Source organism: Bradyrhizobium centrosematis (genome assembly GCF_045571495.1).
GTDB lineage: Bacteria > Pseudomonadota > Alphaproteobacteria > Rhizobiales > Xanthobacteraceae > Bradyrhizobium > Bradyrhizobium centrosematis.
Genome location: NZ_CP120703.1, coordinates 5726344 through 5748194 on the forward strand (window position 1 = coordinate 5726344; position 21851 = coordinate 5748194).

The following is a 21851-nucleotide window of genomic DNA, read 5'->3' on the forward strand; positions in this document are numbered from 1 at the left end:
GTCTGCAGCCCGCACTTGACACATTTGGCTGCGGTGACCGGCCGCGGTTTACCATCGGCGCCGAAGCACCGCCAGAAAGTTGCACTCGGCAACGCTACGGGTTTATGACAGCATCATAGCGAGCTACGCTTCTCCCGAAGTGCAGACCTTGAAGCCACAATCATGCTGAGCGTCATCATTCCGACCGAAGGCGTCGAGCAGACGGCCGTGGCCACTCTGGCCGCGCTGGTCCCCGGCGCCGCCGCCGGCGTCATCCGCGAGGTGCTCCTGGTCGACGGCACCGGCAACGGCGTCATCGAGCGCGTTGCCGACGTCGCGGGCTGCCGTTTCGTCGGCTTCGAGGGCGCCTCGCAGGGTGCCGCGCTCGCGGCCGGCGCGCTCCAGGCCCGTTCACCGTGGTTGATGTTCCTGCCCGCAGGCGCCGTGCTGGAAACCGGCTGGATCGAGGAGACCAGCCAGTTCATCCAGGCCGTCGCGGCCAGCGGACGGGACCGCGCCGCGGTGTTCCGCTATGCCCGCTCGCCCTACGCCGATACCGGATTGCGCGACATCCTCCAGGCGGTGACGCGCAGGCTGATCGGCCCGCTCGGCGATCAGGGGCTTCTGATCGCGCGTGATCATTACGACCGGCTGGGCGGCTACCCGCCGCAAGCCCGCCGATCCGAGGCGCGGCTGCTCCGGCGGCTCGGCCGCTCGTCCCGGACCCTGCTGCGCAGCCGGATCGTCATGGTCGCCTGAGGCCGCCAGATACTTGCCAAAGTCAAACAATTAGTTGACAATGGCAAGTATCGAGGTGCCCCATGTCACTTGAAGCTTCCGACGACCACATCGCCGCGGTCCGCGCCTTCAACCGTTTCTATACCCGCAAGCTTGGGGTGCTCGATCAGCACCTTGGGCAGACCCCGTTTTCGCTCAGCGAGGCCCGGGTGCTCTATGAGCTCGCCCATCGCGACGAGCTGGCGGCCAAGGAGATCGGCAGCGAGCTCGGTCTCGATGCCGGCTATCTCAGCCGCATCGTCCAGAGCTTCGACGAGAAGGGGCTGATCACGCGCAAGCCGCTGCCCGCAGATCGCAGGCAATACCAGCTCAGCCTCACCGCCAAGGGCCGCCAGACCTTCGCCAAGCTGAACCTGAGCTCGCAAAATGAGGTCGCAGCAATGCTGGCTCCGCTTTCAGCCAGCGATGCAACGCGGCTCACGCAGGCGATGGCGACCATCGAGGCCCTGCTGGAGCAACGCCGAATCCAGCCCGCGGCTTTCATGCTGCGCAGCCATCGGGTCGGTGACATGGGCTGGGTCATCTCCCGCCAGGCCGCCGCCTATGCGGCGGACTACAATTGGGACATCAGCTACGAGGCGCTCGTCGCCGAGATCTGCGCGCAGTTCATCAAGAACTACGACGCTGCGCGCGAGCACTGCTGGATCGCGGAAGTCGGCGGCGAGCCGGTCGGCTCGGTCTTTCTGGTCAAGGCCACGGACGAGATCGCCAAGCTGCGCCTGCTGCAGGTGGAGAAGAAAGCGCGAGGGCTCGGCGTCGGCCGCGCGCTGGTCGAGCAATGCATCCAGGGCGCACGCGAGCGGGGCTACAGCAAGATGACGCTGTGGACGCAGAGCATCCTGGTCGCCGCGCGCGGGATCTACAAAAGTGCGGGATTCAAGTTGGTCGCGACCGAGCCGCATCACAGCTTTGGACAGGATCTAATCGGGGAAACGTGGGAGCTGGATCTCTGAGCTTGCTGCCGGCGAATGCGCATCGTGGCGAGATGCACATTGATGTGCCCTCGCCCCTTGTGGGAGAGGGCGTCTCCGCTGGCTGACACAGATTCGCTTAGGTGAGGGGTATGCCTCAACGAGCGTCGGTGCATGTGATAGCCCCCATCCGGCGCTTCGCGCCACCTTCTCCCACAAGAGGAGAAGGGAAGAAGGAAGAAGACCGTGCCTCGATCAGCCAGACGTTATCCGCAACAACGCGCTCACACTGTCGCGCCCTGGGCCTTTGGCCTGCGCAGATGCTCGTCCAGCCGCGGCATGATCTCGACGAAATTGCAGGGCCGCGTGCGGTAGTCGAGCTGAGCTGCGAGGATGCCGTCCCAGCCGTCGCGGCAGGCGCCGGGGGAGCCCGGCAGGCAGAAGATGTAGGTCGCACCGGCGACGCCCGCCGTGGCGCGGCTCTGGATCGTGGACGTGCCGATCTTGGCGTGGCTCAGCATGTGGAATGCGATCGAGAAGCCGTCCATGCGCTTCTCGAACAGCGGCTCGATCGCCTCCGGCGTGACGTCGCGTCCGGTGAAGCCGGTGCCGCCGGTGGTGATGACGACGTCAACGCCACTATCGGCAATCCAGCGGCGGATCACGGTGCGGATCGCCTCGACGTCGTCGGTGACGATCTCGCGCGCGGCGAGACGATGGCCGGCAGCGGTGAGACGATCGACCAGGGTCTGGCCGGACTTGTCATCCTCAAGCGCGCGCGTGTCGGACACGGTGAGCACCGCGATGTTGAGCGGGATGAACTGTTTCGTTTCGTCGATCGAAGCCATAGCCCTGCACCTGCCTTCAACATCCACCGCCATCATCCCGAGGTGCGCGCCTGACGGCAAGCGCCTCAGGACGACGCCACTACTCCCGGATTTCGAGATGCGCAATCGCGCATCATAATTCGCGCTGCATCCTGGGCGAGACCTACAACGCTCCCGCGCCGAACGTATTGCAGGCCTGGACCGTGCCCTGCTGGTAGCCGGTCATGAACCATTGCTTGCGTTGCGCGGCCGAGCCGTGGGTGAAGGAGTCCGGCACCACACGCCCCGTGGCCTGGCGTTGCAGCGTATCGTCACCGATCGCGCTGGCCGTCGTCAGCGCGGCGTCGATGTCGCCGGGCTCGAGGAAGTTCGGACGCTTCTTCGCCTCGCGATTGACCCAGACACCCGACAGACAATCCGCCTGCAGCTCGACCTTGACCTGAAGCGCATTGGCCTCGGCCTTGCTGCCGGCCTGCTGTTGCAGCCGCGTCACGCGCGGGATGATGCCGAGCAGGTTCTGGATGTGATGGCCGGCCTCGTGCGCAATGATGTAGGCGGTGGTGAAGTTGCACGCCGACTTGCCGGAGCAGCCCCGGAAGCGCGTCTCGACCTCGCGGAAGAAGCCGGTGTCGAGGAAGATGGTGCGGTCCGGCGGACAATAGAACGGGCCCATCGCCGACTGCGCCATGCCGCAGCGCCCGCCATTGGTGGCGTTGCGGAACAGCACGATCTTCGGGCCGGTATAGGACTGGCCCGAGGCCTGGAAGATCTCGCTCCAGCGGTCGTCGATCTCGCCGAGAATGCCGGAGATCATGCTGCCCATCTCGTCGGTCGGCGCGCCGCGCTTGCCGGCGGAGGCCTGGCGATCGGTCTGATAGGTCGGCGCATGGCCGCCACCGGTGAGGATCTCGGCGCCGCCGATCAGGATGCGCGGATCGATGCCGAAGGCGTAGCCGACCAGACCGAGGATGATGATCGTGCCGATGCCGAGCCCGCCGCCGCCCATGGGCAGGCCGAACCCGCCGCCTCCGCCGCCAAAGCCGCCACCTTCGTCGCGACGATCCTCGATGTCGTCGCTGCGGCGGAAGTCATCGTAACGCATGGCGGCCTTCCCTTTGGGGTCCCTGATTCATCGGTGCGCAAGAACGCGAAAGCTCAACGCGCCACAGAGGTAAAATTTCCGTTGCCTCTATCAATATCGTGGCCGGCAAAAATTGCCTAGTGCGGCAGCATGTCGAGGCCAGCAATTTTTTCCGAGGGTCGAGCAATTTTTTCCGAGAGAAATTTACGGCCTTTTTGCAGCCATGATTGCGTCCGCCGCCCAAGCAAATGCGAAATCCCCCGTAAAATACAGCGAATGCGCGCGACGATACGCACGCAGAACGCGATGCGAAGCCTGCTCAACAAAACGGCGGGTTAAGTCGATTTTTACTTTGCCGCTTCAATGTAACGGTCAGTCGGTTGTTTGGTCCCGCGTCGCCGACAGCGTCGCCTGAGTCAGAGTTCTTGAGTCATGGTAGAGTCGCGTCGCGGGGCGTCTGCAAGGGCGCCCCGCACAAATTTTGAGTCTCCGTCGCACCGTATCGTCGTCGGCGATTGCGTTGCCGAGATGTCGAAGCTTCAGGCTGGTTCGGTCGACCTCGTGTTCGCCGATCCGCCCTACAATCTCCAGCTCAAGGGCGATCTCAAGCGTCCCGACGAATCCCATGTCGACGCCGTCGACGACGATTGGGACAAGTTCGATTCGTTCTCCGCCTATGACGATTTCACCCGCGCCTGGCTGCTTGCCGCGCGCCGCGCCATGAAGCCGTCGGCGACGATCTGGGTGATCGGCTCCTATCACAACATCTTCCGCGTCGGCGCGATCATGCAGGACCTCGGCTTCTGGCTCCTGAACGACATCGTCTGGCGCAAGTCGAACCCGATGCCGAATTTCCGCGGCCGCCGTTTCACCAACGCGCACGAGACCATGATCTGGGCCGCGCGCGACGAGAAGGCCAAGGGCTACACGTTCAATTACGAGGCGCTGAAGGCCGCCAACGAGGACGTGCAGGCGCGGTCCGACTGGCTGATCCCGCTCTGCACCGGCGAGGAGCGCCTCAAGGGCGCCGACGGCAAGAAAGTGCATCCGACGCAGAAGCCGGAAGGGTTGTTGGCGCGCGTGCTGCTGTCGTCGTCGAAGCCCGGCGATCTCGTGATCGATCCCTTCAACGGCACCGGCACCACCGGCGCGGTCGCAAAGCGCCTCGGCCGCTCCTATATCGGCTTCGAGCGCGACAGGACCTACGCCAACGCCGCCGAAGCGCGCATCGCCAAGGTCGAGCCGCTGCCGGAAGAGAGCCTCGCCCCGTTCATGACCGCGCGGGAAGCGCCGCGGGTCGCGTTCTCCGAACTGATCGAACGCGGCATGATCATGCCCGGCACCAAGCTGTTCGATGCCAAGAAGAAGCTCGGCGCCCTGGTGCGCGCCGACGGCGCCATCATGCTCGGCGACAAGGTCGGCTCGATCCATCGCATCGGTGCCGTGGCGCAGGGCGCGCAGGCCTGCAACGGCTGGACCTTCTGGCACGTCGAGACCAAGAAGGGCCTCAAGCTGATCGACGAGCTGCGCGCCGAAATCCGAGCCGGCATGGCGGCGGAGTAATTTTTCTCCGTCATTCCCGGGCGCGCGAAGCGCGAGCCCGGAATTCATCCAGCCACGGCAGGCTCGCGCCAAGAGGCGCGCCCCGGAATGACAGCACTGCTGGTTGAAAGCCGCCACGGCCAGCACTAGATTCGGCCGATCAGCCCCGTCCTGACCGGCCTGCTCCGATGCGACGACAGTCCGAGACATTGCTGCTGGTGCCGCTGCTGCCGATCTTCCTGGTCGGCATGTTTCCGATGTTCCTGATCGCCCTGCTCGGATTCTTCGGCCTCGCGCTGTTCGGCGTGCTCGTGATCTGCGTCGGCCTCGCCTCCAGCAACGAGGCGCACGACAATTTCAATCAGGACGTCATCGTTCACGGCTACTCGCGCGGCTCGGAGCGCGCGGCGCGGGCCTCAGACATGCATCTCGCCGCCCGGCTCGGGCTGCGCCTTGAAGCGGTCGGCGCGGCGATGGTCCTTACGGCGGCGATCGGCCTTTGTTACGCCGGCTGATCTGCGCAGGGCGCAGATACCGCCCGGCAAACTCGCCGGTTGCTCCCTCCGGCGCGGTTCGGCAAGAGAGGCGGCGTGGCAATGTTGCTGCGTTCGCTCTCGGCAAGAAACACTGGGGAGATGTGTGATGCTCAAATTCTACTTCAACGGCTCGCCGAACCCGACCAAGGTCGCGCTTTACCTGGAAGAGGCCGGCCTTGCTTTCGAGCCCGTGAAGATCGACACCCGCAAGGGCGAGCAGTTCACGCCGGAATATCTCAAGATCAATCCGAATGCCAAGGTGCCGGCGATCGACGATGGCGGCACCATCGTGTTCGATTCGAACGCCATCCTGCTCTATCTCGCCGAGAAGACCGGCAAATTCCTGCCCGCCAACCGCGCCGAACTGCTGTCCTGGCTGATGTTCGTGGCCACCGGCGTCGGCCCGTATTCAGGTCAGGCCGTGCACTTCAAGCATTTTGCCCCGAAGGAGCAGAACCACGACTACGCCCATAACCGCTACCAGTACGAGACCGACCGCCACTACAGGATTCTCGACGCTCACCTCAAAGGCCGCCGCTACATGGTGGGTGACGGCTATTCGATCGTCGACATGGCGCTGTGGGGCTGGGCGCGGATGCTGCCGTTCAAGCTCGGCGACGACGCCTTTGCGCGCTACCCGAACGTGAAGCGGCTGGTCGACGAGATCTCGGCGCGCCCTGCGGCGGCACGTGCGATCGCGCTGAAGGACAAGTTCACCTTCAAGGCCGAGATGGACGACGAGGCGCGCGCCAACATGTTCAAGCACATGATGACCAAGGTGGCCTGATTACGCCGTGCCGTTCTTCGAGGCCACGCGCGCGCGCGTGGCCTCTTGCGTTTGAGACGTCAGGCCGCGTGGACCGAGTTCAGGAACTTGGCGACCTCGACCTTGAGGCGGTTGCTGTCGGCCGACAGCAAGCGCGCCGCGGAGAGCACCTGCGATGAGGCCGATCCGGTTTCGGAGGCGCCGCGCTGCACGTCGCCTATGTTCGACGACACCCTCTGCGTGCCATGCGCCGCCTGCTGGACGTTGCGGGAGATCTCCTGCGTAGCCGCGCCCTGCTGCTCCACGGCGGCGGCAACCGTCGACGAGATCTCCGACAGCCGCTCGATGGTGGAGCTGATCTCGCGGATAGCGCCGACCGATTGCTCGGTCGCGGCCTGGATGTTGGAGATCTGCTGGCCGATCTCGCCGGTTGCCTTCGCGGTCTGCTCGGCCAGCGCCTTCACCTCGGAGGCAACCACGGCGAAGCCGCGGCCGGCATCGCCGGCGCGCGCCGCCTCGATGGTGGCGTTCAGCGCCAAAAGGTTGGTCTGGCCGGCGATGGTGCTGATCAGCTCGACCACGTCCCCGATCCGTGCCGCGGCCTTGGAGAGCTCGCCGACGCGCGCGTTGGTCCGGCTCGCCTGACCGACGGCCTCGCCGGCGATCCGGGCAGATTCCTGCACCTGACGGGCGATCTCGGACACCGAGGAGGAGAGCTCCTCGGTCGCCGAGGCGACCGCCTGGACGTTGGCCGAGGCCTCCTGCGAGGCGCTGGCGACCTCCGTCGACAGATCCTGCGCCCGCGAAGCGGTCGTGGTCAGGGTGCCGGCGGAGGCCTCGAGCTCGCTCGATGCCGTCGACACCGTGTTGACGATCTCGCCGACGGCCTGCTCGAACTGGTCGGCGAGCCTCGTCATGTCCTTCTTGCGGCTTTCGGCCTGCCGTGCCTCGACCTCGGCCTGCTCGGCGCGCAGGCGCTCGGTCTCGGCCATGTTGTCCTTGAACACCTGGATCGCCTTGGCCATGTCGCCGATCTCGTCGGCCTTGCCGCGGCCGGGGATCTCGACCGCGAGATTGCCACCGGCAATCAGCCCCATCGCACGCGTCATCGCGGTCAGAGGGCCGACGATGCTGCGGGCGATCAGGAAGGCGACGACCAATCCGAACAGGCTGGCAATGCCGCCGGCGATCTCCTGCACGGTGGTCGTGCCGGCGATCACGGCTTCGGCATGGCTACGCGAGTCCTGATAGTCCTTCTTCAGCGTCGTTTCAGCAGCCTTGAGCTTGCCAATGCTGTCGACAATGAGGGGCGCGAGGTTCTTGTGATAGATTTCGTCAGCCTGAAGCATCGCCGCGGAGGTCGCCTCGAAAGCAGATTTGTAGATGCCGAGCGAGGTCTTCACCGGCGCGAGCGTGGATCGCAATTCCGTCGCCTGTGGGCTCTTTTCGAGAGCCGCGAGCCGTTGCGCCGCCCTATCCACACTCGACCGGAAGTTGGCCGGTCCCTGGGTGTCGCGGAGCGCCAGGAAACGCCAGTTTGCAATCCGAACAAGGAGGATTCTGGATTCGAGGTCGGCGACGAGGGCCGCGGTGTCTTCGTCGACGGCTGCGCGCGCCGTATCGACCAGCTTGCCCACCTTGGCGGCGAGCTCCTCGCCGCTCGGCAGCAGCGTTGCCTTGCCCGTTCTCGCCTCGTTGATGGCGTCGCCGAGATTGTCACGCAGCCGTCGCATCTTGGCGATGTCGTCGATGAGGCCGTTATAGAGCGCTCGCCGCTCCTCGGAGGCCGTTCCCTTCGCACCGACCCGCAACAGCTCGGTCGCTGCGGTTTCCCGCTCCTGGGCCTCCTTCATCGCGGATTCGTTGGCATCGTAGATGTAGCGCAGGTTGGCGCGCTGGATTGCCTGAAGATGGGTCGAAATCTCCAGCACGCGCGCCGTGCTGTCGGAGAGCGCGGATTGTCTTGCGACCTGATCCTGGACCTCCCGCAAATTCCAGACGGCAACCAACGCCATCACGAGACCGACCGCCACCAGGGCCATGAAGCCTGCGTACAGGCGTCCCCTGATCCGCAAACGAAACTTCGGCATTCCCACTGTCCACCAAGATGCATTTCAATTCGAGCGACCGAACGATCCCGGCGATCGTCATCGGCCACCCCGGCAGCCGCAGGTCGCGTCCTTCGACCCACGCTGCACCGCGACACAATGGGGGACACTCGTTAATTGAACCTTCAAATTCTTCGCGCGATTAAGATCAGCCGGCACGAAATCTGCTGCTATTATCGGCAGCTATGCAAAGTTCGCGTATGCAGGCGCGCCGTCATGCAGAGTGCTGCATACGACAGCTCATCAGGCGCCGGCCTGCTGCAATTTGCCCAGCGCGTGCTCGACCACTTCGACGCCGGCGGAATCCAAAAAGACTCCGCCGGCACTGGAAAATCCGGGCAGTCGCGAACCATGTCCGTCGGACTCTATGTCCGGCAGCGGGGCTTGTGCAGCTCGTACATGATCTCTGCCCTGGTCATCCCGCAGTCGAGAAGCTCCCGCTCGGTCATGGCTGCGAGTTGATCTCGAGCCCGGGACCGGGCGCGCGCGATCCGGACCATCTCGACCAGGGCCCGCCAGGCCCGCACGACCCTCACCGGCCCGGCCTGATAAAGCGGGCCTGCAGAGGTGGTCCTCACTCTTCTCAGCTCGTAAGCCCTACCGGCGCCTGCGGGAAAGGACCGAGCGCCCTCTCTGTCAGGATCGAGTCGCAGTACTCGCGGATCTCCTTGATCTTGCCGTCCTCGAGGCGGAACACCAGGCAATAGTCGTTGTCGTAGCGCAGGCCCTCGGGCGTGACGTTGTCACCCTTGGCTTCCACGACGACGACATCGTCGTCGGCGATGAACCGGTGCGCGACGGTGCGCGTGCGGTCGCGCAGGCGAGTGCGCACATAGCCGTGCAGGTCGTTGAGGATCGCCTCCTTGCCCGAAAAGGTGCGTGACCAGGAATACTGGCCGGTGACGACCCATTTGGCATCCTCGGCAAGGCTTGCGACGAACAGGGCGCGATCGCGCGCGGCCGGATCGGGATTGGCGGCGACGGCAAAAATATCCTGCATCAGTTTCTTGTTGGCGCTCGCGCTCATGGCGGCATCTCCGTTTGGTGAGAACACGGAAGATCATTGCTGCTGCAGCATAATTCTTCAAATCGATATGAAATATGATATCTATTCACCGCATGAATTTGAATTCGCTTGACCTCAATCTGCTGAGTGCACTCGACGCGCTGCTGCGCGAGGCCAATGTCAGCCGCGCGGCCATGCGCATCGGCCTGTCGCAGCCGGCCACCAGCCACGCGCTGCAACGCCTGCGCGACATCTTCGGTGACCCGCTGCTGGTGCGCACCGGCGCACTCATGGAGCTGACGCCGCGGGCGCAGGCCCTGCGCGCGCCGCTCGCTCAGGCGCTCGACCAGGTGCGCGGACTGTTCGTGCCCGACGAATTCGATGCCGCACGCAGCGAGCGGCAATTCCGCCTGATGATGCCGGATCTTGCGGTCGAGCTGCTGATACCGCCCCTGATGGAGAAGGTGACGAAGGCCGCGCCCAACGTCCGCATCGACGTCGTGCCATGGCGGGGACCTGCGATCTTCCACGCCGAGTTTGCCCGCACCATCGATCTCGTGATCTCGATCGGCAACGCCTTCAAGGGCTTTCACCGGCAATTGCTTTATACCGACAGCGATGCGCTGGCGGTCCGGCGCGGCCACCCCATGGCGGCGAAGCTGAAGCGGCGCGAGACGTTCCTGGCCGCGCGCCATGTCGGCGTCATCATCCGCGGCCAGCCGGAGGATCTGATCGACACCTGGCTGCGAGCCAAGGGCATCGAGCGGCACATTTCGCTGGTGGTGTCAGGCTATCTCGAAGCGCTGCATGTCGCCGCCCGCACCGACCTCGTTGCCTTCGTGCCGCGCCGGCTGATCGCGGCGCTCTCGAAGCAGCTCGGCCTCGTCGCGGTGACGCCGCCGCTCGACCCAGGGATCGACGAGCAGTTCATGTTCCATCCGACCCGGGCGCAGATGGACCCCGGCTCAATCTGGCTGCGGCGGCTGATGCTGGAGACGGGGCGGGAATTGGAGCAAGCCAAGCGAAAACTCGCGTAGGGTGGGTTAGCCGAAGGCGTAACCCACCGCCTTGGTTTCCGCAGCGTCAGAAGAGGTGGGTTACGCTGCGCTAACCCACCCTACAACAGCTGCGCTCCTACGCCTTCTGCGCGGCCATGACCTTGGCCACGGCAGGCCGATCGGACATGCGCTTGAAATGGTCTGCGATCTTCGGCGTCGCCTTGATGTCGACGCTGTCGCCTTCGAGCCAGGTCGAGAGCGTGTAGAGATAGGGATCGCAGATGGTGAACTGATCGCCCATCACCCAGGGTCCCCGAAACATCTTCTGCTCGATCAGGCCAAAGCACGCGGCCATGGTCTTCGGGACCATCGCCTTCATGTCGGCGAACGAGCTCTCCTGCGTCGCCCAGCGCGCGCCGCGCATCTTGTGGGCATGATTGATGTGCACGGTCGAGCAGAGATAGGAATTGAACGACTGCACCTGGGCGAAGTCGAAGGGATCGTCGAGCGGCGCAAGCTTCGCCTTGGGGAACACTTGCGCGAGGTAAGCCAGCATCGCCGGCGTCTCGGTGAGCACGCCGCGATCGGTCACCAGCGCCGGCACGCGGCCCTTCGGGTTGATCGCGAGATAGTCCGGGCTGTTCTGCTGGTTGTCCTTGAAGCTCAACCGTTCGGCCGTGTAGTCGGCGCCGGCCTCCTCCAGGGTGATGTAGGTAGCGAGCGCGCAGGTGCCGGTGGCGTAGTAGAGCTTGAGCATGTCGGACCTCATGGGGAAAACCCGAGGTTACCGGTCCTCCGCCGCGCCGTCCATAGGCGAGCTGTTCGCAGTTGCCCACGGCCGCCCGGCTGTGCGAAGACGCCGTCAATCGGAGGGGGATTTGTCATGACCGTACTCATCGCCGGTGGCGGCATCGGCGGGCTAACGCTTGCGCTCAGCCTGCACCAGATCGGCGTTCCCGTAAAAGTGTTCGAGAGCGTCGCCGAGCTGAAGCCGCTCGGCGTCGGCATCAACGTGCTGCCGCATGCGGTGCGCGAATTGATCGAACTCGGCCTTTTGGACAGGCTGGACGCCAGCGGCGTGCGAACCCGCGAGCTCGCCTATTTCTCCAAGCACGGCAAGCCGATCTGGAGCGAGCCGCGCGGCCTGGAGGCGGGCTATAAATGGCCGCAATTCTCGATCCATCGCGGCACGCTGCAGCAGATCCTGCTCGATACCGCGGTCGAGCGGCTCGGCCGCGACAACATCCTCACCAGCCATCATCTGACCGGATGGACCGAGACGGCAAACGGCATCCGCGCCGATTTCGTCGACAAGGCGACCGGCAAGGCCGCCGGCACCTACGACGGCGCAATCCTGATCGCTGCCGACGGCATCCATTCCGCCGCCCGAGAAAAGCTCTATCCCAACGAAGGCCCGCCGATCTGGAACGGCCGTATCCTCTGGCGCGGCGTCACGCCGGCAAAAGCCTTCCTCACCGGCCGCACCATGATCATGGCCGGTCACGAGATCCTGAAATTCGTCTGCTATCCGATCTCGAAAGAACCGGACGCCGACGGCAACCATCAGATCAACTGGGTGGCGGAGCGCCACATGCCGCCGACCTATCAGTGGCGGCGCGAGGACTATAACCGCACCGCGCGACTGGAAGAGTTCCTGCCCTGGTTCGAAAGCTGGACGTTCGACTGGCTCGACGTGCCCGCCCTGATCAGGAACTGCCCGCACGCTTACGAATATCCGCTGGTCGACCGCGATCCGGTGTCGCAATGGACCTTCGGCCGCGTCACGCTGATGGGCGATGCCGCACATCCGATGTACCCGATCGGTTCGAACGGCGCCTCGCAGGCGATCCTCGATGCTCGCGTCATTACCCGCGAGATTCTCGCGCATGGCCCGACGACCGCGGCGCTGCTCGCCTATGAGGCCGAGCGCCGGCCCGCAACCACGGATCTTGTCCTGCTCAATCGCAAGAACGGCCCGGAGCAGGTGATGCAGCTGGTCGAGGAGCGCGCGCCCGACGGATACAAGGTCGTCACCGACGTACTCTCGCAAAAGGAGCTGGAGGACATCGCCGCGAACTATAAGCGCGTAGCGGGTTTCCAGGTGGAAGCGCTGAATGCGAAGCCGCCGATCGTGAGCAGGGACGCGCGCGCGAGGGCGTGACCGCTTCCGAGCGAGATGCGCATCGATGCCCCCTTCTCCCGCAAGGGGAGGAGGGGTACCGCATGCGCAGCCAAATTACTTTACTTCACCACCCTCGTGGCCTCCAGCAGCCGCTCGCTCGCGCTTGCCGTCGCCAGCACGGTGCCGTCCTCGGCCGTCAGCTTGGCCTCGACGAAGGCGATGGTCTTGCCGAGCTGCGTCACCTTCGCTTCGCCGATGATGGTCCCGAGCCGTGCGGGGCTGAGGAAATTCACGGTCATGCTGATGGTCGTGGTGTAGAGCCGGCCCTCGCTCATCACCAGCACCGCCGGGCCCATGGTGTCGTCGAGCATGGCCGAGAGCATGCCACCCTGGATGAACCCCGCTGGATTGCAGAACAGCGGCTTGCCGTCGAAGGCAAGCTTGATCCACCCCTCCTCAGGGCGCGCATCGAGCAGGCGCCAGCCCAATAGCTCGGCGCAGGGGGGCCGTGGGAAGCTGTCGAGCGCGGTCTTGACCATGCGAGATCTCCTTTGCCCCTGTTAGCGCAAGGCTGCTGACAGCCTGCTGTCAGCAGGATGGATCCTAGAGACTCAGTCCGTGCGCGATGACCTTGCGCATGACGTTGGGCAGCGCTTCATCGGCCAGGGTTGCGATCGGCACCCAGCGCATGCCTTCAGGGGCGAGGGTGCGCACCTCCACCCTTGCTGTGTAGACCACCAGTTCGAGTGGGAAATGCGTGAAAACGTGGGTGACGACGCCCACCTTGCGCTGCCAGCGCGACACCCCCTTCAGCTGCGGCGCCTGCTGCTTCGCCGTTGCATCGTCCTGACAGGCGAGCCAGTCCGAGCCCGGCACCTCCGTCATGCCGCCGAGCAGGCCCTTTTCGGGCCTCGAGCGGACGAGCAGCTCGTCGCCACGCGTCACCACGAAAGCGGCGCCGCGCCGCAACGTGCCGCTCTTCTTCGGCGCCTTGCGCGGGAACGTCTCCTGGGTGCCTTGCGCACGCGCGGTGCAGTCCTCGTTCAGCGGACACAGCGAGCAGGCCGGCTTCTTCGGCGTGCAGATCGAGGCGCCGAGATCCATCAGCGCCTGCGCGCTGTCGCCGGCGCGAGAATCCCCCAGCAGCGTCGCGGCCAGTTGCTGGATCAGCGGCTTGGCTTGCGGCAGCTCAACCTCGACCGCGAACAGCCGTGACACCACGCGCTCGATATTGCCGTCGACCGGCATGGTGCGGCGGTCGAAGGCGATCGCCGCGATCGCCGCCGCCGTATAGGGCCCGATGCCCGGCAGTGCGCGCAGCTCTTCTTCGGTGTCGGGAAAGGTGCCGCCATGCTCCTGCGTCACCGCCACGGCGCAGGCATGGAGGTTGCGCGCGCGCGAGTAGTAGCCGAGTCCGGCCCACATCCGCAGCACGTCGTCGAGCGAAGCCCGCCCCAGCGCCGTGACATCCGGCCAGCGCGCGATGAATTTTTCGAAATACGGGCCGACCGCTTTCACGGTGGTCTGCTGGAGCATGATCTCGGAGAGCCAGACGCAGTAGGGATCCGACGCCTCGCCCGGCGCGGCGCGCCAGGGCAGTCGGCGTCGGTGGCGGTCGTACCACTGAAGAAGCGCGACCGGACGAGCCGACGACGTGCTTGTCGTCACGCTCTTTTCCTTCTTGCGCGCAATCATGGAGGGCATTCGCCTTTACTAGAGTAGGATGCCGCCTGTGGCCAGCGGGACCGGGCCGTTGCGCGCTATAACGTCTTGCGTTATACACAGGCATGTCCGGAGCTTCGCCAACGCCGAGACAGAGTTGATCTGGTCCGGGCGGCGAAGTCGAAAACTGCCGCCCGACATTCAGAGTGTGGCTTTGCGAAAACTGCGCTTGCTGAACCAGCGCGGGTGTTGGCTGATCTTAAGGTTCCTCCGGGCAACCGCCTGGAAGCCCTCAAAGCCGACCGCGAAGGTCAGCATTCGATCCGGATCAACGGTCAGTGGCGTATCTGTTTTGTGTGGGATGAGGGAGGACCGAGAGATGTTGAAATCGTCGACTACCACTAGGAACGGGCTCCTCCGCAATCCCCATCCCGGCGAGATCCTGCTGGAGGAGTTCCTGAAGCCGATGGAGCTCAGCCAGAACGCGCTGGCGCGTGCCGTTCACGTACCGCCGCGGCGGATCAACGAGATCGTCCTCGGCAAACGCGACATCACCGCCGACACCGACCTGCGGCTCGCCCGCTATTTTGGTTTATCGGAGGGCTTTTTCCTGGGGCTCCAGATGGACTACGATCTGATGCAGCGACGGCGCGAGATAGATCGCGATCTCAGGGCCATTCGGCCCCGCGCGGCGGCATGACGGACGCGGCCCCATGTCCAAATCCGGCCCTATCTTCAAGCCCGGTCCCATCAGCGCAAAACCGCTCGGGATCCTGCTCGACGACGTCTTTGCCGAAGCCTACGCCAAGCAGGGCTTTGCGGCCCGCGAGTTGGTGACACGGTGGGCGCAGATTGCGGGGCCCGAGATCGCGGCCCATGCCGAGCCCTTGAAGATGCAATGGCCGCGACCGGTGGAGGGGCAGCCGCAGGAGCCGGCGACGCTGGTGCTCCGGGTCGAGGGGCCGATGGCGCTGGAGATCCAGCATTCCGCCGACGTGATCCTGGAGCGGGTCAACCGCTTCTTCGGCTGGAGCGCAGTCGGCAAGCTGGCCTTCCGCCAGGCGCCCCTGTCGCGGCCCCGCGCCCGGAAGCGACCGGGACCGCCGGACCCGAAGGCCGTCGCCAAGGTGGCGGAGGGCCTGACCGACATCGAGGATGAAGAGCTCAAGGCGGCGCTGGCGCGGCTCGGGGCCGCCATCAAGCGAAATTGAGCCTCATTCCGCCGCTAATCTGGACCCGCCCCTGTCGCTCGCCATTGCCTCAAACCACGTTTCAAGCTAGCGACAGGCCGCCCGGGAACCTCGGGCGAACCTTGCCAATCCGGGAGCCGACCTTGATCATCACCCGCCGCGCCTTCACCACGATGCTGTCGCTGACCGGGCTTGCCGCGATCGCCGGGCTCTCACCGCTGCGGTTGATCTCTGACGCCATGATCCCTGAAGCAATGGCCCAGTCGGCAGCCGACGTCGCCAAGCCGGTGTCGCTGCCCGACATGGCGCTCGGCCCGAACGACGCCGCCGTCACCATCACCGAATACGCCTCGATGACCTGCCCGCACTGCGCCGCCTTCAACGAGCAGGTGTTCCCGAAGATCAAGAAGGAATACATCGACACCGGCAAGGTGCGTTACATCTTCCGCGAGTTCCCGCTCGACATCAAAGCCGCGGCCGGCTCGATGCTGTCGCGCTGCATCGCCAATGGCGACGCACCGAAATACTTCGCCGTCACCGACATGCTGTTCCGCCAACAGAGCGACTGGGTGATGAAGAACACCACCGAGACCCTGACGCGGATCGGCAAGCAGGCCGGCCTCACCCAGCAGCAGGTCGAGGCCTGCCTGAAGGACCAGGCGCTGCTCGACAAGATCGCCGCCGACCAGAAATACGCCAGCGACGTGCTCAAGGTGGATTCGACGCCGACCTTCTTCATCAACGGCGAGAAGATCAAGGGCGAGGCCTCGTTCGAGGAGTTCGCCAAGAAGATCAATCCGCTGCTGAAGAGCTGATTCGCTCGTCAAGATCCTGATTCGCATCTCGAAAGCCGTAGCTTTCCCGGCATAAATCCCTTGGGAAAAACGGCTTTCGCCGGTTGCCCTCGCGGCGCACCGCGGCCATTGTCCAGCCGCATGAGGCGCCTCGCGCGACTCGCCCGGATAGCGACATTGCCTTCCATGGTATTGTCCCGGCAGGGGGATTCGCGCCTGCCAACAGAGATGCGTGCTTATGAAAATCACCCGCCTGCGACTTCACGGCTTCAAGTCCTTCGTTGAGCCCACGGACTTCGTCATCGAGCCCGGCCTGACCGGCGTGGTCGGGCCCAACGGCTGCGGCAAGTCGAATCTCGTCGAAGCGCTGCGCTGGGCGATGGGCGAGACCTCCTACAAGTCGTTGCGCGCCGCCGACATGGATGCGGTGATCTTCGCCGGCTCCGGCAACCGTCCCGCGCGCAACCACGCCGAAGTGACGATGACGATCGACAATGCCGATCGCACCGCGCCGGCGGCGATGAACGACAGCCAGCTGCTCGAAATCTCTCGCCGTATCGAACGCGAAGCGGGCTCGGTCTACCGCATCAACGGCCGCGACGTGCGCGCCCGCGACGTGCAGATCCTGTTCGCGGACGCCGCCACCGGCGCGCGCTCGCCCGCCCTCGTCCACCAGGGCAAGATCGGCGAGATCATCCAGGCCAAGCCCGAGCAGCGCCGCCGCGTGCTGGAAGACGCCGCCGGCGTCGCCGGTCTGCATGCCCGCCGCCACGAGGCCGAGCTGCGCCTGAAGGCCGCCGAGACCAACCTCACCCGCGTCGAGGACGTGATCGGCCAGCTCTCCGGCCAGATGGAAGGCCTGAAGAAGCAGGCCCGCCAGGCCGTGCGCTATCGCGAGGTCGCGGCCAAGGTCCGCAAGGCCGAGGCGACGCTGTTCCACCTGCGCTGGATCGGCGCCCATGCCGACGTCAACGAATCCGGCCAGACCCACGACCTCGCCGTCCGCGAGATGGCCGAACGCACCCAGCATCAGGCCGCGGCCGCCCGCATCCAGGCGATCCGCGCCGCCGAGATGCCCGCGCTGCGCGATGCGGAAGCGCGCGCCGCTGCCGGCTTGCAGCGCCTGACCAATGCCCGCGAGCAGCTCGACCGTGAGGAAGAGCGCGCCAAGGAGCGCGTCGCCGAGCTCGAGCGCCGCCTCGCCCAGTTCGAGGGCGACATCTCCCGCGCCCAGCAGCAGACCATGGATGCCGACGTCGCGCTGCAGCGGCTCGACACTGAGGACGCCGAGCTGAAGGAAGAGATCAAGTCTCGCGTCGAGAAGCGCTCCGGCGTCGACGAGCGCGTCGCCGAAGCCGAGGCGGTGCTGACCGAAACCGAGCAGCGCTTCGCCGAGCTCACCACCGCACTCGCCGACCTCACCGCCAAGCGCAACCAGCTCGAAGCCAACGTCCGCACCCATCGCGACAAGCTCGCCCGGCTCGACCAGGAGATCGCGAGCGTCGTGGCGGAAGAACAGAAGCTCACCGAGGCGACCGGCGGCTTCGGCGATCTCGACGAGCTGACCGCGCTGGTGGAGACCGCGGAGCAGACGCTGGCGGCTTCCGAAGCCGCCGCGCAGGCCAGCGAAGCCGCGCACGTCGCCGCGCGCCAGACGCTGGAATCCTCGCGCTCGCCGCTGGTCGAAGCGGACAAGCGCGTGCAGCGGCTCGAGACCGAGGCGCGCACGATCTCCAAGATCGTCAACGGCGAGACCAAGAATCTGTGGCCGCCGATCATCGACGGCATCACCGTCGACAAGGGTTTTGAAAAAGCGATCGGCGCCGCCCTCGGCGACGATCTCGACGCCCCGATCGACCCGTCGGCGCCGATGCGCTGGACCAATGTCGGCCACACCGAAGGCGATCCCGAGCTGCCTGAAGGCGCGGTGCCGCTCGCCAATCACGTGCAGGCGCCGGCCGAGCTGGCGCGCCGCCTGGCGCAAATCGGCGTGGTGCCGCGCGAGCGCGGTGCAGAGCTGGTGTCGCAGCTCAAGACCGGCCAGCGGCTGGTCTCGCCCGAGGGCGACGTCTGGCGCTGGGACGGCTTCGTCGCCGCGGCGCACGCCCCGACCGGTGCCGCACGGCGCCTCGCCGAGCGCGCTCGTCTCGTCGACATCGAGAACGAGCTGGAGCAGGCCCGCATCGACGCGCAGATCAAGCGCCAGGCGCTGGAGAACGCGGAATCCGAGCTGCAGATGGCGGCGAGCACCGAAGGCGCCAGCCGCGAAGCCTGGCGCGCCGCGCAGCGCGAGCTGAACGTCGCGCGCGAGCGCCATGCCAATGCCGAGCGCGAGATCAGCCGCCATGCCGCGCGCAAGGCGACGCTGTCGGAAGCGCACAGCCGCCTCGCCGCCGACCGCGCCGAAGCCGAGGCCGCCTACGAATACGCCCAGGCCGGCATCGGCGAGCTGCCCTCGAGCGAGGACACCGAGACCCAGCTCGCCGCCGTCCGCAGCGACATCGAAGGCCACCGCCGCATGGCCGCCCAGGTTCGGGCCGAGGCGCAGGCGCTGGCACGCGAGGCCGAGCTCGCCGACCGCCGGGTGCAGGCGATCCTCGCCGAGCGCACCGAGTGGCAGAACCGCAAGGAAAGCGCGGCCTCCCATATCGACACCATCCAGGCCCGCATCGCCGAGCTCACGATCGAGCGCAGCGAGCTCGAAAACGCGCCGGCCGTGTTCGCCGAGAAGCGCAGCGCGCTGATCACCGAGATCGAGTACGCCGAGAACGACCGTCGCATGGCCGCCGACGCGCTCGCCGCCGCGGAAAGCGCGATGGCTGAGACCGACCGCGTCGCCAAGCTGACGCTGGAAGCACTCTCCAGCGCCCGCGAGGCCACCGCCCGCGCCGAGGAGCGCATGGAAGGCGCACGGCGCCGCCTGGAAGACATCGAGCGCGAGATCCGCGACATGCTCGAGGTCGAGCCGCAGGCGGTTGCCGGCCTTGCCGAGATCGAGCCCGGTGCCGAGCTGCCGCCGCTGCACGACATCGAGGAAGACCTCGAAAAGATGCGCCGCGACCGCGAGCGCCTCGGCGCCGTCAATCTGCGCGCCGAGGAGGAGCTGCGCGAGGTCGAGACGCAGCACACCGGCCTCGTCACCGAACGCGACGACCTGGTCGAAGCCATCAAGCGGTTGCGCCAGGGCATCCAGAGCCTCAACAAGGAGGCGCGCGAGCGGCTTCTGACCTCGTTCGAGATCGTCAACAACCACTTCAAGCGTCTGTTCGTCGAGCTGTTCGGCGGCGGCGAGGCCGCGCTGCATTTGATCGAGAGCGACGACCCGCTCGAAGCCGGCCTTGAGATCATCGCAAAACCCCCGGGCAAGAAGCCACAGACGCTGTCGCTGCTTTCCGGCGGCGAGCAGGCGCTGACCGCGATGGCGCTGATCTTCGCGGTGTTCTTGACCAACCCCTCGCCGATCTGCGTGCTGGACGAAGTCGACGCGCCGCTCGACGACCACAACGTCGAACGGTACTGCAACCTCCTCCACGAGATGACCGGCTCGACCGACACGCGCTTCATCATCATCACCCACAACCCGATCACGATGGCGCGGATGAATCGCCTGTTCGGCGTCACCATGGCCGAGCGCGGCGTCTCGCAGCTGGTGTCGGTGAGCCTGCAAGAGGCGGTGGACATTCTCGACCAGAACGTGGCGTGATCCTCCGGCGTCATTCCAGGGCTCGCGCAGCGAGACCCCGGAATCTCGCGCTGCAATCTCCAGCTTGCGGGTTCGCGCTGTGCGCGTCCCGCCATGACGGTGGGCCAACATGATCTCCCCCACCCTCCCTGCCGAATTGAAAGCCGCTCTCGACGGCAAGCTGCAGGGCTTCTCCCGCAGCGACGCGGCACAGCGCTCGCAAAAGATCTCGACCACCTATCGCGCCGGCGGCACCTCCGGCACGATCAAGTCCGAAGCCGACGCGCTCGCTTATGCGCTGGCACGCATGCCCGCGACCTACGCGGCGGTGGCGGCCAGCCTCAATGCGCTGACCGAGATCGCGCCTGATCTCGCTCCGGAAACGCTGCTCGACGTCGGTGCAGGCCCGGGCACCGCCAGCTGGGCGGCCGCGGAGGCTTTTCCGTCGTTGCAGGATTTCACGCTGCTTGACGCCAATGCCACGCTGAGCCGGCTCGCGCTCGAACTGGCGCGCGACAGCACCCGCCTGGCGCACTGCCGCTATCTGCCGGGCGATGCCGGCGGCAATCTCACGGAAGTCTCGCAAGCCGATCTCGTCATCGCCAGCTACGTCATCGGCGAGCTCGGCGAGGCCGATCAGCGCAAGCTCGCGGAAGCCATGTGGGCCAAAGCGCGCCACGCGCTGGTCGTGATCGAGCCCGGCACGCCCGCCGGCTATGCGCGCATCCTCGCGCTGCGCCAGCAGTTGATCGCGGCCGGCGGTTACGTCGCCGCGCCCTGCCCGCACGAAAAGCCCTGCCCGCTGCTCGCGCCGGATTGGTGCCATTTCAGCCAGCGCCTGCCGCGCTCGCAAGCGCATCGCCAGATCAAGGGCGCCGAGGTCCCGTTCGAGGACGAGCGCTTCATCTACGTCGCGCTGACCCGCACCCCGCCCGCCACCCGCGCCGCGCGCGTTCTGGCGCCGCCGGACGTCGGCAAGGCCGAGATCACGGCGAAGCTCTGTACCGAGCAAGGTGTGGCGCTGACAAAAGTCCCGCGGCGCGACAAGGCTGGCTATGCAAGTGCCAGGCGTTGGCGCTGGGGCGAGGCCGTCATTGCCGAAAGTTAACCTCGTTCCCCGGTTTGCCTTGAACTCGGGCGGCTCCCCATTCGACCAAGTCTCACCTCCCCTCTGCGCCGGGCTCACGCTTCGCGCCAATTTGGTCTACCCTAGAGCCCATCTTCTTCCCCTTCAGGAGTTCTCCATGTCGACCGGCTGGATCGTTCTCGGCGTTATCGTCGTTCTCGTATTCCTGGCGTTCAGTGCCTACAACCGCCTGGTGGCGCTGAGCCAGCGCGTCGGCCAGGCCTTTGCCGACATCGACGTGCAGCTTAAGCAGCGTCATGACCTCGTCCCGAACCTGGTCGAGACCGTGAAGGGCTACGCCTCGCATGAGCGCGGCACGCTCGACGACGTCATCAAAGCGCGCAATTCGGCGATGTCGGCCCAAGGGCCGGCGCAGGTGTCCGCGGCCGAGAACCAGCTGTCCGGCGCGCTCGGCCGGCTGATCGCACTGTCGGAGGCCTACCCGGACCTCAAGGCCAACGCGAACTTCCAGCAGCTCGCATCCGAGCTTTCCGACCTCGAGAACAAGATCGCGGCGAGCCGCCGCTTCTTCAACAACGCGGTCCAGGAATACAACACCGGCATCCAGCAGATGCCCGCCGCGCTGTTCGCCGGCATGTTCGGTTTCACCAGGAAGGACTTCTTCGATCTCGGCGCCAGCCGCACCGAGGTCGAGGCGGCGCCGCAGGTGAAGTTCTGATTTGAGCTTGCACAACAGATGCTGTCATTCCGCGGCGATGCGAA

Annotated in this window: 21 protein-coding genes and 1 pseudogene; 15 read left to right on the plus strand and 7 right to left on the minus strand. The window is 65.8% G+C overall.

The window, feature by feature from the left end; translation table 11 throughout:
* Positions 1 to 162 precede the first annotated feature (162 nt).
* Positions 163 to 738: a glycosyl transferase gene (locus P6U31_RS27355; protein WP_407184854.1), complete on the plus strand. Its 576-nt coding sequence runs from the start codon at positions 163 to 165 to the stop codon at positions 736 to 738.
* A 62-nt stretch (positions 739 to 800) separates the two neighbouring features.
* On the plus strand, positions 801 to 1730 hold the full coding sequence (locus tag P6U31_RS27360; RefSeq protein ID WP_407184855.1) for a GNAT family N-acetyltransferase: 930 nt from the start codon (positions 801 to 803) through the stop codon (positions 1728 to 1730).
* Positions 1731 to 1972: 242 nt separating this feature from the next.
* Here the strand turns inward: P6U31_RS27360 and moaB are convergent, their stop codons facing one another.
* Together moaB and P6U31_RS27370 are read right to left on the minus strand one after the other, a co-directional pair.
* Entirely contained in the window at positions 1973 to 2536 is a 564-nt protein-coding gene (gene moaB / locus P6U31_RS27365) for a molybdenum cofactor biosynthesis protein B (protein WP_407184856.1), read from the minus strand.
* Positions 2537 to 2678: 142 nt separating this feature from the next.
* Positions 2679 to 3617 (minus strand): neutral zinc metallopeptidase, encoded by a 939-nt coding sequence (locus P6U31_RS27370; protein WP_407184857.1) that lies wholly within the window; start codon positions 3615 to 3617, stop codon positions 2679 to 2681.
* 411 nt (positions 3618 to 4028) lie between these two features.
* On the opposite strand from P6U31_RS27370, the gene P6U31_RS27375 reads away from it, so the two are divergent.
* The 3 genes from P6U31_RS27375 (at position 4029) to P6U31_RS27385 (ending at position 6461) form a co-directional block, all read left to right on the plus strand.
* Positions 4029 to 5159, plus strand: a complete 1131-nt coding sequence (locus P6U31_RS27375) for a site-specific DNA-methyltransferase (protein WP_407184858.1) — start codon at positions 4029 to 4031, stop codon at positions 5157 to 5159.
* 167 nt (positions 5160 to 5326) lie between these two features.
* Positions 5327 to 5653 (plus strand): hypothetical protein, encoded by a 327-nt coding sequence (locus P6U31_RS27380; protein ID WP_407184859.1) that lies wholly within the window; start codon positions 5327 to 5329, stop codon positions 5651 to 5653.
* A 127-nt stretch (positions 5654 to 5780) separates the two neighbouring features.
* Positions 5781 to 6461, plus strand: coding sequence for a glutathione S-transferase family protein (locus P6U31_RS27385; protein ID WP_407184860.1), 681 nt, complete (start codon positions 5781 to 5783; stop codon positions 6459 to 6461).
* A gap of 59 nt (positions 6462 to 6520) precedes the next feature.
* On the opposite strand, the gene P6U31_RS27390 is transcribed toward P6U31_RS27385, so the two are convergent.
* Positions 6521 to 8530, minus strand: a complete 2010-nt coding sequence (locus P6U31_RS27390; RefSeq protein WP_407184861.1) for a methyl-accepting chemotaxis protein — start codon at positions 8528 to 8530, stop codon at positions 6521 to 6523.
* A gap of 234 nt (positions 8531 to 8764) precedes the next feature.
* On the opposite strand from P6U31_RS27390, the gene P6U31_RS27395 reads away from it, so the two are divergent.
* The gene (locus P6U31_RS27395; RefSeq protein WP_407184862.1) at positions 8765 to 9010 is read left to right on the plus strand and encodes a hypothetical protein; all 246 of its coding nucleotides are present in this window, start codon (positions 8765 to 8767) and stop codon (positions 9008 to 9010) included.
* A gap of 121 nt (positions 9011 to 9131) precedes the next feature.
* Here the strand turns inward: P6U31_RS27395 and P6U31_RS27400 are convergent, their stop codons facing one another.
* On the minus strand, positions 9132 to 9575 hold the full coding sequence (locus P6U31_RS27400; RefSeq protein ID WP_407184864.1) for a nuclear transport factor 2 family protein: 444 nt from the start codon (positions 9573 to 9575) through the stop codon (positions 9132 to 9134).
* 92 nt (positions 9576 to 9667) lie between these two features.
* On the opposite strand from P6U31_RS27400, the gene P6U31_RS27405 reads away from it, so the two are divergent.
* Complete coding sequence (locus P6U31_RS27405; RefSeq protein ID WP_407184865.1) at positions 9668 to 10591, plus strand: LysR family transcriptional regulator; 924 nt, start codon at positions 9668 to 9670, stop codon at positions 10589 to 10591.
* Between the two features lie 97 nt (positions 10592 to 10688).
* On the opposite strand, the gene P6U31_RS27410 is transcribed toward P6U31_RS27405, so the two are convergent.
* Complete coding sequence (locus P6U31_RS27410) at positions 10689 to 11309, minus strand: glutathione S-transferase family protein (protein WP_407189957.1); 621 nt, start codon at positions 11307 to 11309, stop codon at positions 10689 to 10691.
* A 126-nt stretch (positions 11310 to 11435) separates the two neighbouring features.
* Here P6U31_RS27410 and P6U31_RS27415 point away from each other — a divergent pair, with 126 nt between their 5' ends.
* Positions 11436 to 12713, plus strand: a complete 1278-nt coding sequence (locus P6U31_RS27415) for a flavin-dependent oxidoreductase (protein WP_407184866.1) — start codon at positions 11436 to 11438, stop codon at positions 12711 to 12713.
* 80 nt (positions 12714 to 12793) lie between these two features.
* Here the strand turns inward: P6U31_RS27415 and P6U31_RS27420 are convergent, their stop codons facing one another.
* Both P6U31_RS27420 and mutY read right to left on the minus strand, forming a co-directional pair.
* Positions 12794 to 13213: a PaaI family thioesterase gene (locus tag P6U31_RS27420; protein ID WP_407184867.1), complete on the minus strand. Its 420-nt coding sequence runs from the start codon at positions 13211 to 13213 to the stop codon at positions 12794 to 12796.
* A gap of 64 nt (positions 13214 to 13277) precedes the next feature.
* Positions 13278 to 14342 (minus strand): A/G-specific adenine glycosylase, encoded by a 1065-nt coding sequence (gene mutY, locus P6U31_RS27425; RefSeq protein ID WP_407184868.1) that lies wholly within the window; start codon positions 14340 to 14342, stop codon positions 13278 to 13280.
* A 109-nt stretch (positions 14343 to 14451) separates the two neighbouring features.
* Between mutY and P6U31_RS27430 the strand changes: the two are divergent.
* The 7 genes and pseudogenes from P6U31_RS27430 (at position 14452) to P6U31_RS27460 (ending at position 21807) form a co-directional block, all read left to right on the plus strand.
* Positions 14452 to 14741 (plus strand): annotated as a pseudogene (locus P6U31_RS27430) (type II toxin-antitoxin system RelE/ParE family toxin).
* Complete coding sequence (locus P6U31_RS27435; protein ID WP_407184869.1) at positions 14716 to 15036, plus strand: HigA family addiction module antitoxin; 321 nt, start codon at positions 14716 to 14718, stop codon at positions 15034 to 15036. Before P6U31_RS27430 ends, P6U31_RS27435 begins: the two are co-directional and overlap by 26 nt.
* Before the next feature lie 13 nt (positions 15037 to 15049).
* The gene (locus P6U31_RS27440; protein WP_407184870.1) at positions 15050 to 15547 is read left to right on the plus strand and encodes a DUF721 domain-containing protein; all 498 of its coding nucleotides are present in this window, start codon (positions 15050 to 15052) and stop codon (positions 15545 to 15547) included.
* A 122-nt stretch (positions 15548 to 15669) separates the two neighbouring features.
* Positions 15670 to 16341, plus strand: coding sequence for a DsbA family protein (locus P6U31_RS27445; protein ID WP_407184871.1), 672 nt, complete (start codon positions 15670 to 15672; stop codon positions 16339 to 16341).
* Positions 16342 to 16558: 217 nt separating this feature from the next.
* Positions 16559 to 20023: a chromosome segregation protein SMC gene (smc, locus tag P6U31_RS27450; protein ID WP_407184872.1), complete on the plus strand. Its 3465-nt coding sequence runs from the start codon at positions 16559 to 16561 to the stop codon at positions 20021 to 20023.
* Between the two features lie 109 nt (positions 20024 to 20132).
* Positions 20133 to 21110 (plus strand): small ribosomal subunit Rsm22 family protein, encoded by a 978-nt coding sequence (locus tag P6U31_RS27455; protein WP_407184873.1) that lies wholly within the window; start codon positions 20133 to 20135, stop codon positions 21108 to 21110.
* Between the two features lie 136 nt (positions 21111 to 21246).
* Positions 21247 to 21807, plus strand: a complete 561-nt coding sequence (locus P6U31_RS27460; protein ID WP_128924122.1) for a LemA family protein — start codon at positions 21247 to 21249, stop codon at positions 21805 to 21807.
* Positions 21808 to 21851: the final 44 nt, after the last annotated feature.

Coding starts and splice junctions, on each gene's coding strand:
- P6U31_RS27435 (WP_407184869.1), top strand. CDS start 14,716: ATGTTGAAATCGTCGACTACCACTAGGAACGGGCTCCTCCGCAATCCC.
- P6U31_RS27360 (WP_407184855.1), top strand. CDS start 801: ATGTCACTTGAAGCTTCCGACGACCACATCGCCGCGGTCCGCGCCTTC.
- smc (WP_407184872.1), top strand. CDS start 16,559: ATGAAAATCACCCGCCTGCGACTTCACGGCTTCAAGTCCTTCGTTGAG.
- P6U31_RS27355 (WP_407184854.1), top strand. CDS start 163: ATGCTGAGCGTCATCATTCCGACCGAAGGCGTCGAGCAGACGGCCGTG.
- P6U31_RS27370 (WP_407184857.1), bottom strand. CDS start 3,617: ATGCGTTACGATGACTTCCGCCGCAGCGACGACATCGAGGATCGTCGC.
- P6U31_RS27375 (WP_407184858.1), top strand. CDS start 4,029: ATGGTAGAGTCGCGTCGCGGGGCGTCTGCAAGGGCGCCCCGCACAAAT.
- P6U31_RS27380 (WP_407184859.1), top strand. CDS start 5,327: ATGCGACGACAGTCCGAGACATTGCTGCTGGTGCCGCTGCTGCCGATC.
- P6U31_RS27385 (WP_407184860.1), top strand. CDS start 5,781: ATGCTCAAATTCTACTTCAACGGCTCGCCGAACCCGACCAAGGTCGCG.
- moaB (WP_407184856.1), bottom strand. CDS start 2,536: ATGGCTTCGATCGACGAAACGAAACAGTTCATCCCGCTCAACATCGCG.
- P6U31_RS27410 (WP_407189957.1), bottom strand. CDS start 11,309: ATGCTCAAGCTCTACTACGCCACCGGCACCTGCGCGCTCGCTACCTAC.
- P6U31_RS27415 (WP_407184866.1), top strand. CDS start 11,436: ATGACCGTACTCATCGCCGGTGGCGGCATCGGCGGGCTAACGCTTGCG.
- P6U31_RS27390 (WP_407184861.1), bottom strand. CDS start 8,530: ATGCCGAAGTTTCGTTTGCGGATCAGGGGACGCCTGTACGCAGGCTTC.
- P6U31_RS27455 (WP_407184873.1), top strand. CDS start 20,133: ATGATCTCCCCCACCCTCCCTGCCGAATTGAAAGCCGCTCTCGACGGC.
- P6U31_RS27420 (WP_407184867.1), bottom strand. CDS start 13,213: ATGGTCAAGACCGCGCTCGACAGCTTCCCACGGCCCCCCTGCGCCGAG.
- P6U31_RS27395 (WP_407184862.1), top strand. CDS start 8,765: ATGCAGAGTGCTGCATACGACAGCTCATCAGGCGCCGGCCTGCTGCAA.
- P6U31_RS27440 (WP_407184870.1), top strand. CDS start 15,050: ATGTCCAAATCCGGCCCTATCTTCAAGCCCGGTCCCATCAGCGCAAAA.
- P6U31_RS27405 (WP_407184865.1), top strand. CDS start 9,668: ATGAATTTGAATTCGCTTGACCTCAATCTGCTGAGTGCACTCGACGCG.
- P6U31_RS27400 (WP_407184864.1), bottom strand. CDS start 9,575: ATGAGCGCGAGCGCCAACAAGAAACTGATGCAGGATATTTTTGCCGTC.
- P6U31_RS27460 (WP_128924122.1), top strand. CDS start 21,247: ATGTCGACCGGCTGGATCGTTCTCGGCGTTATCGTCGTTCTCGTATTC.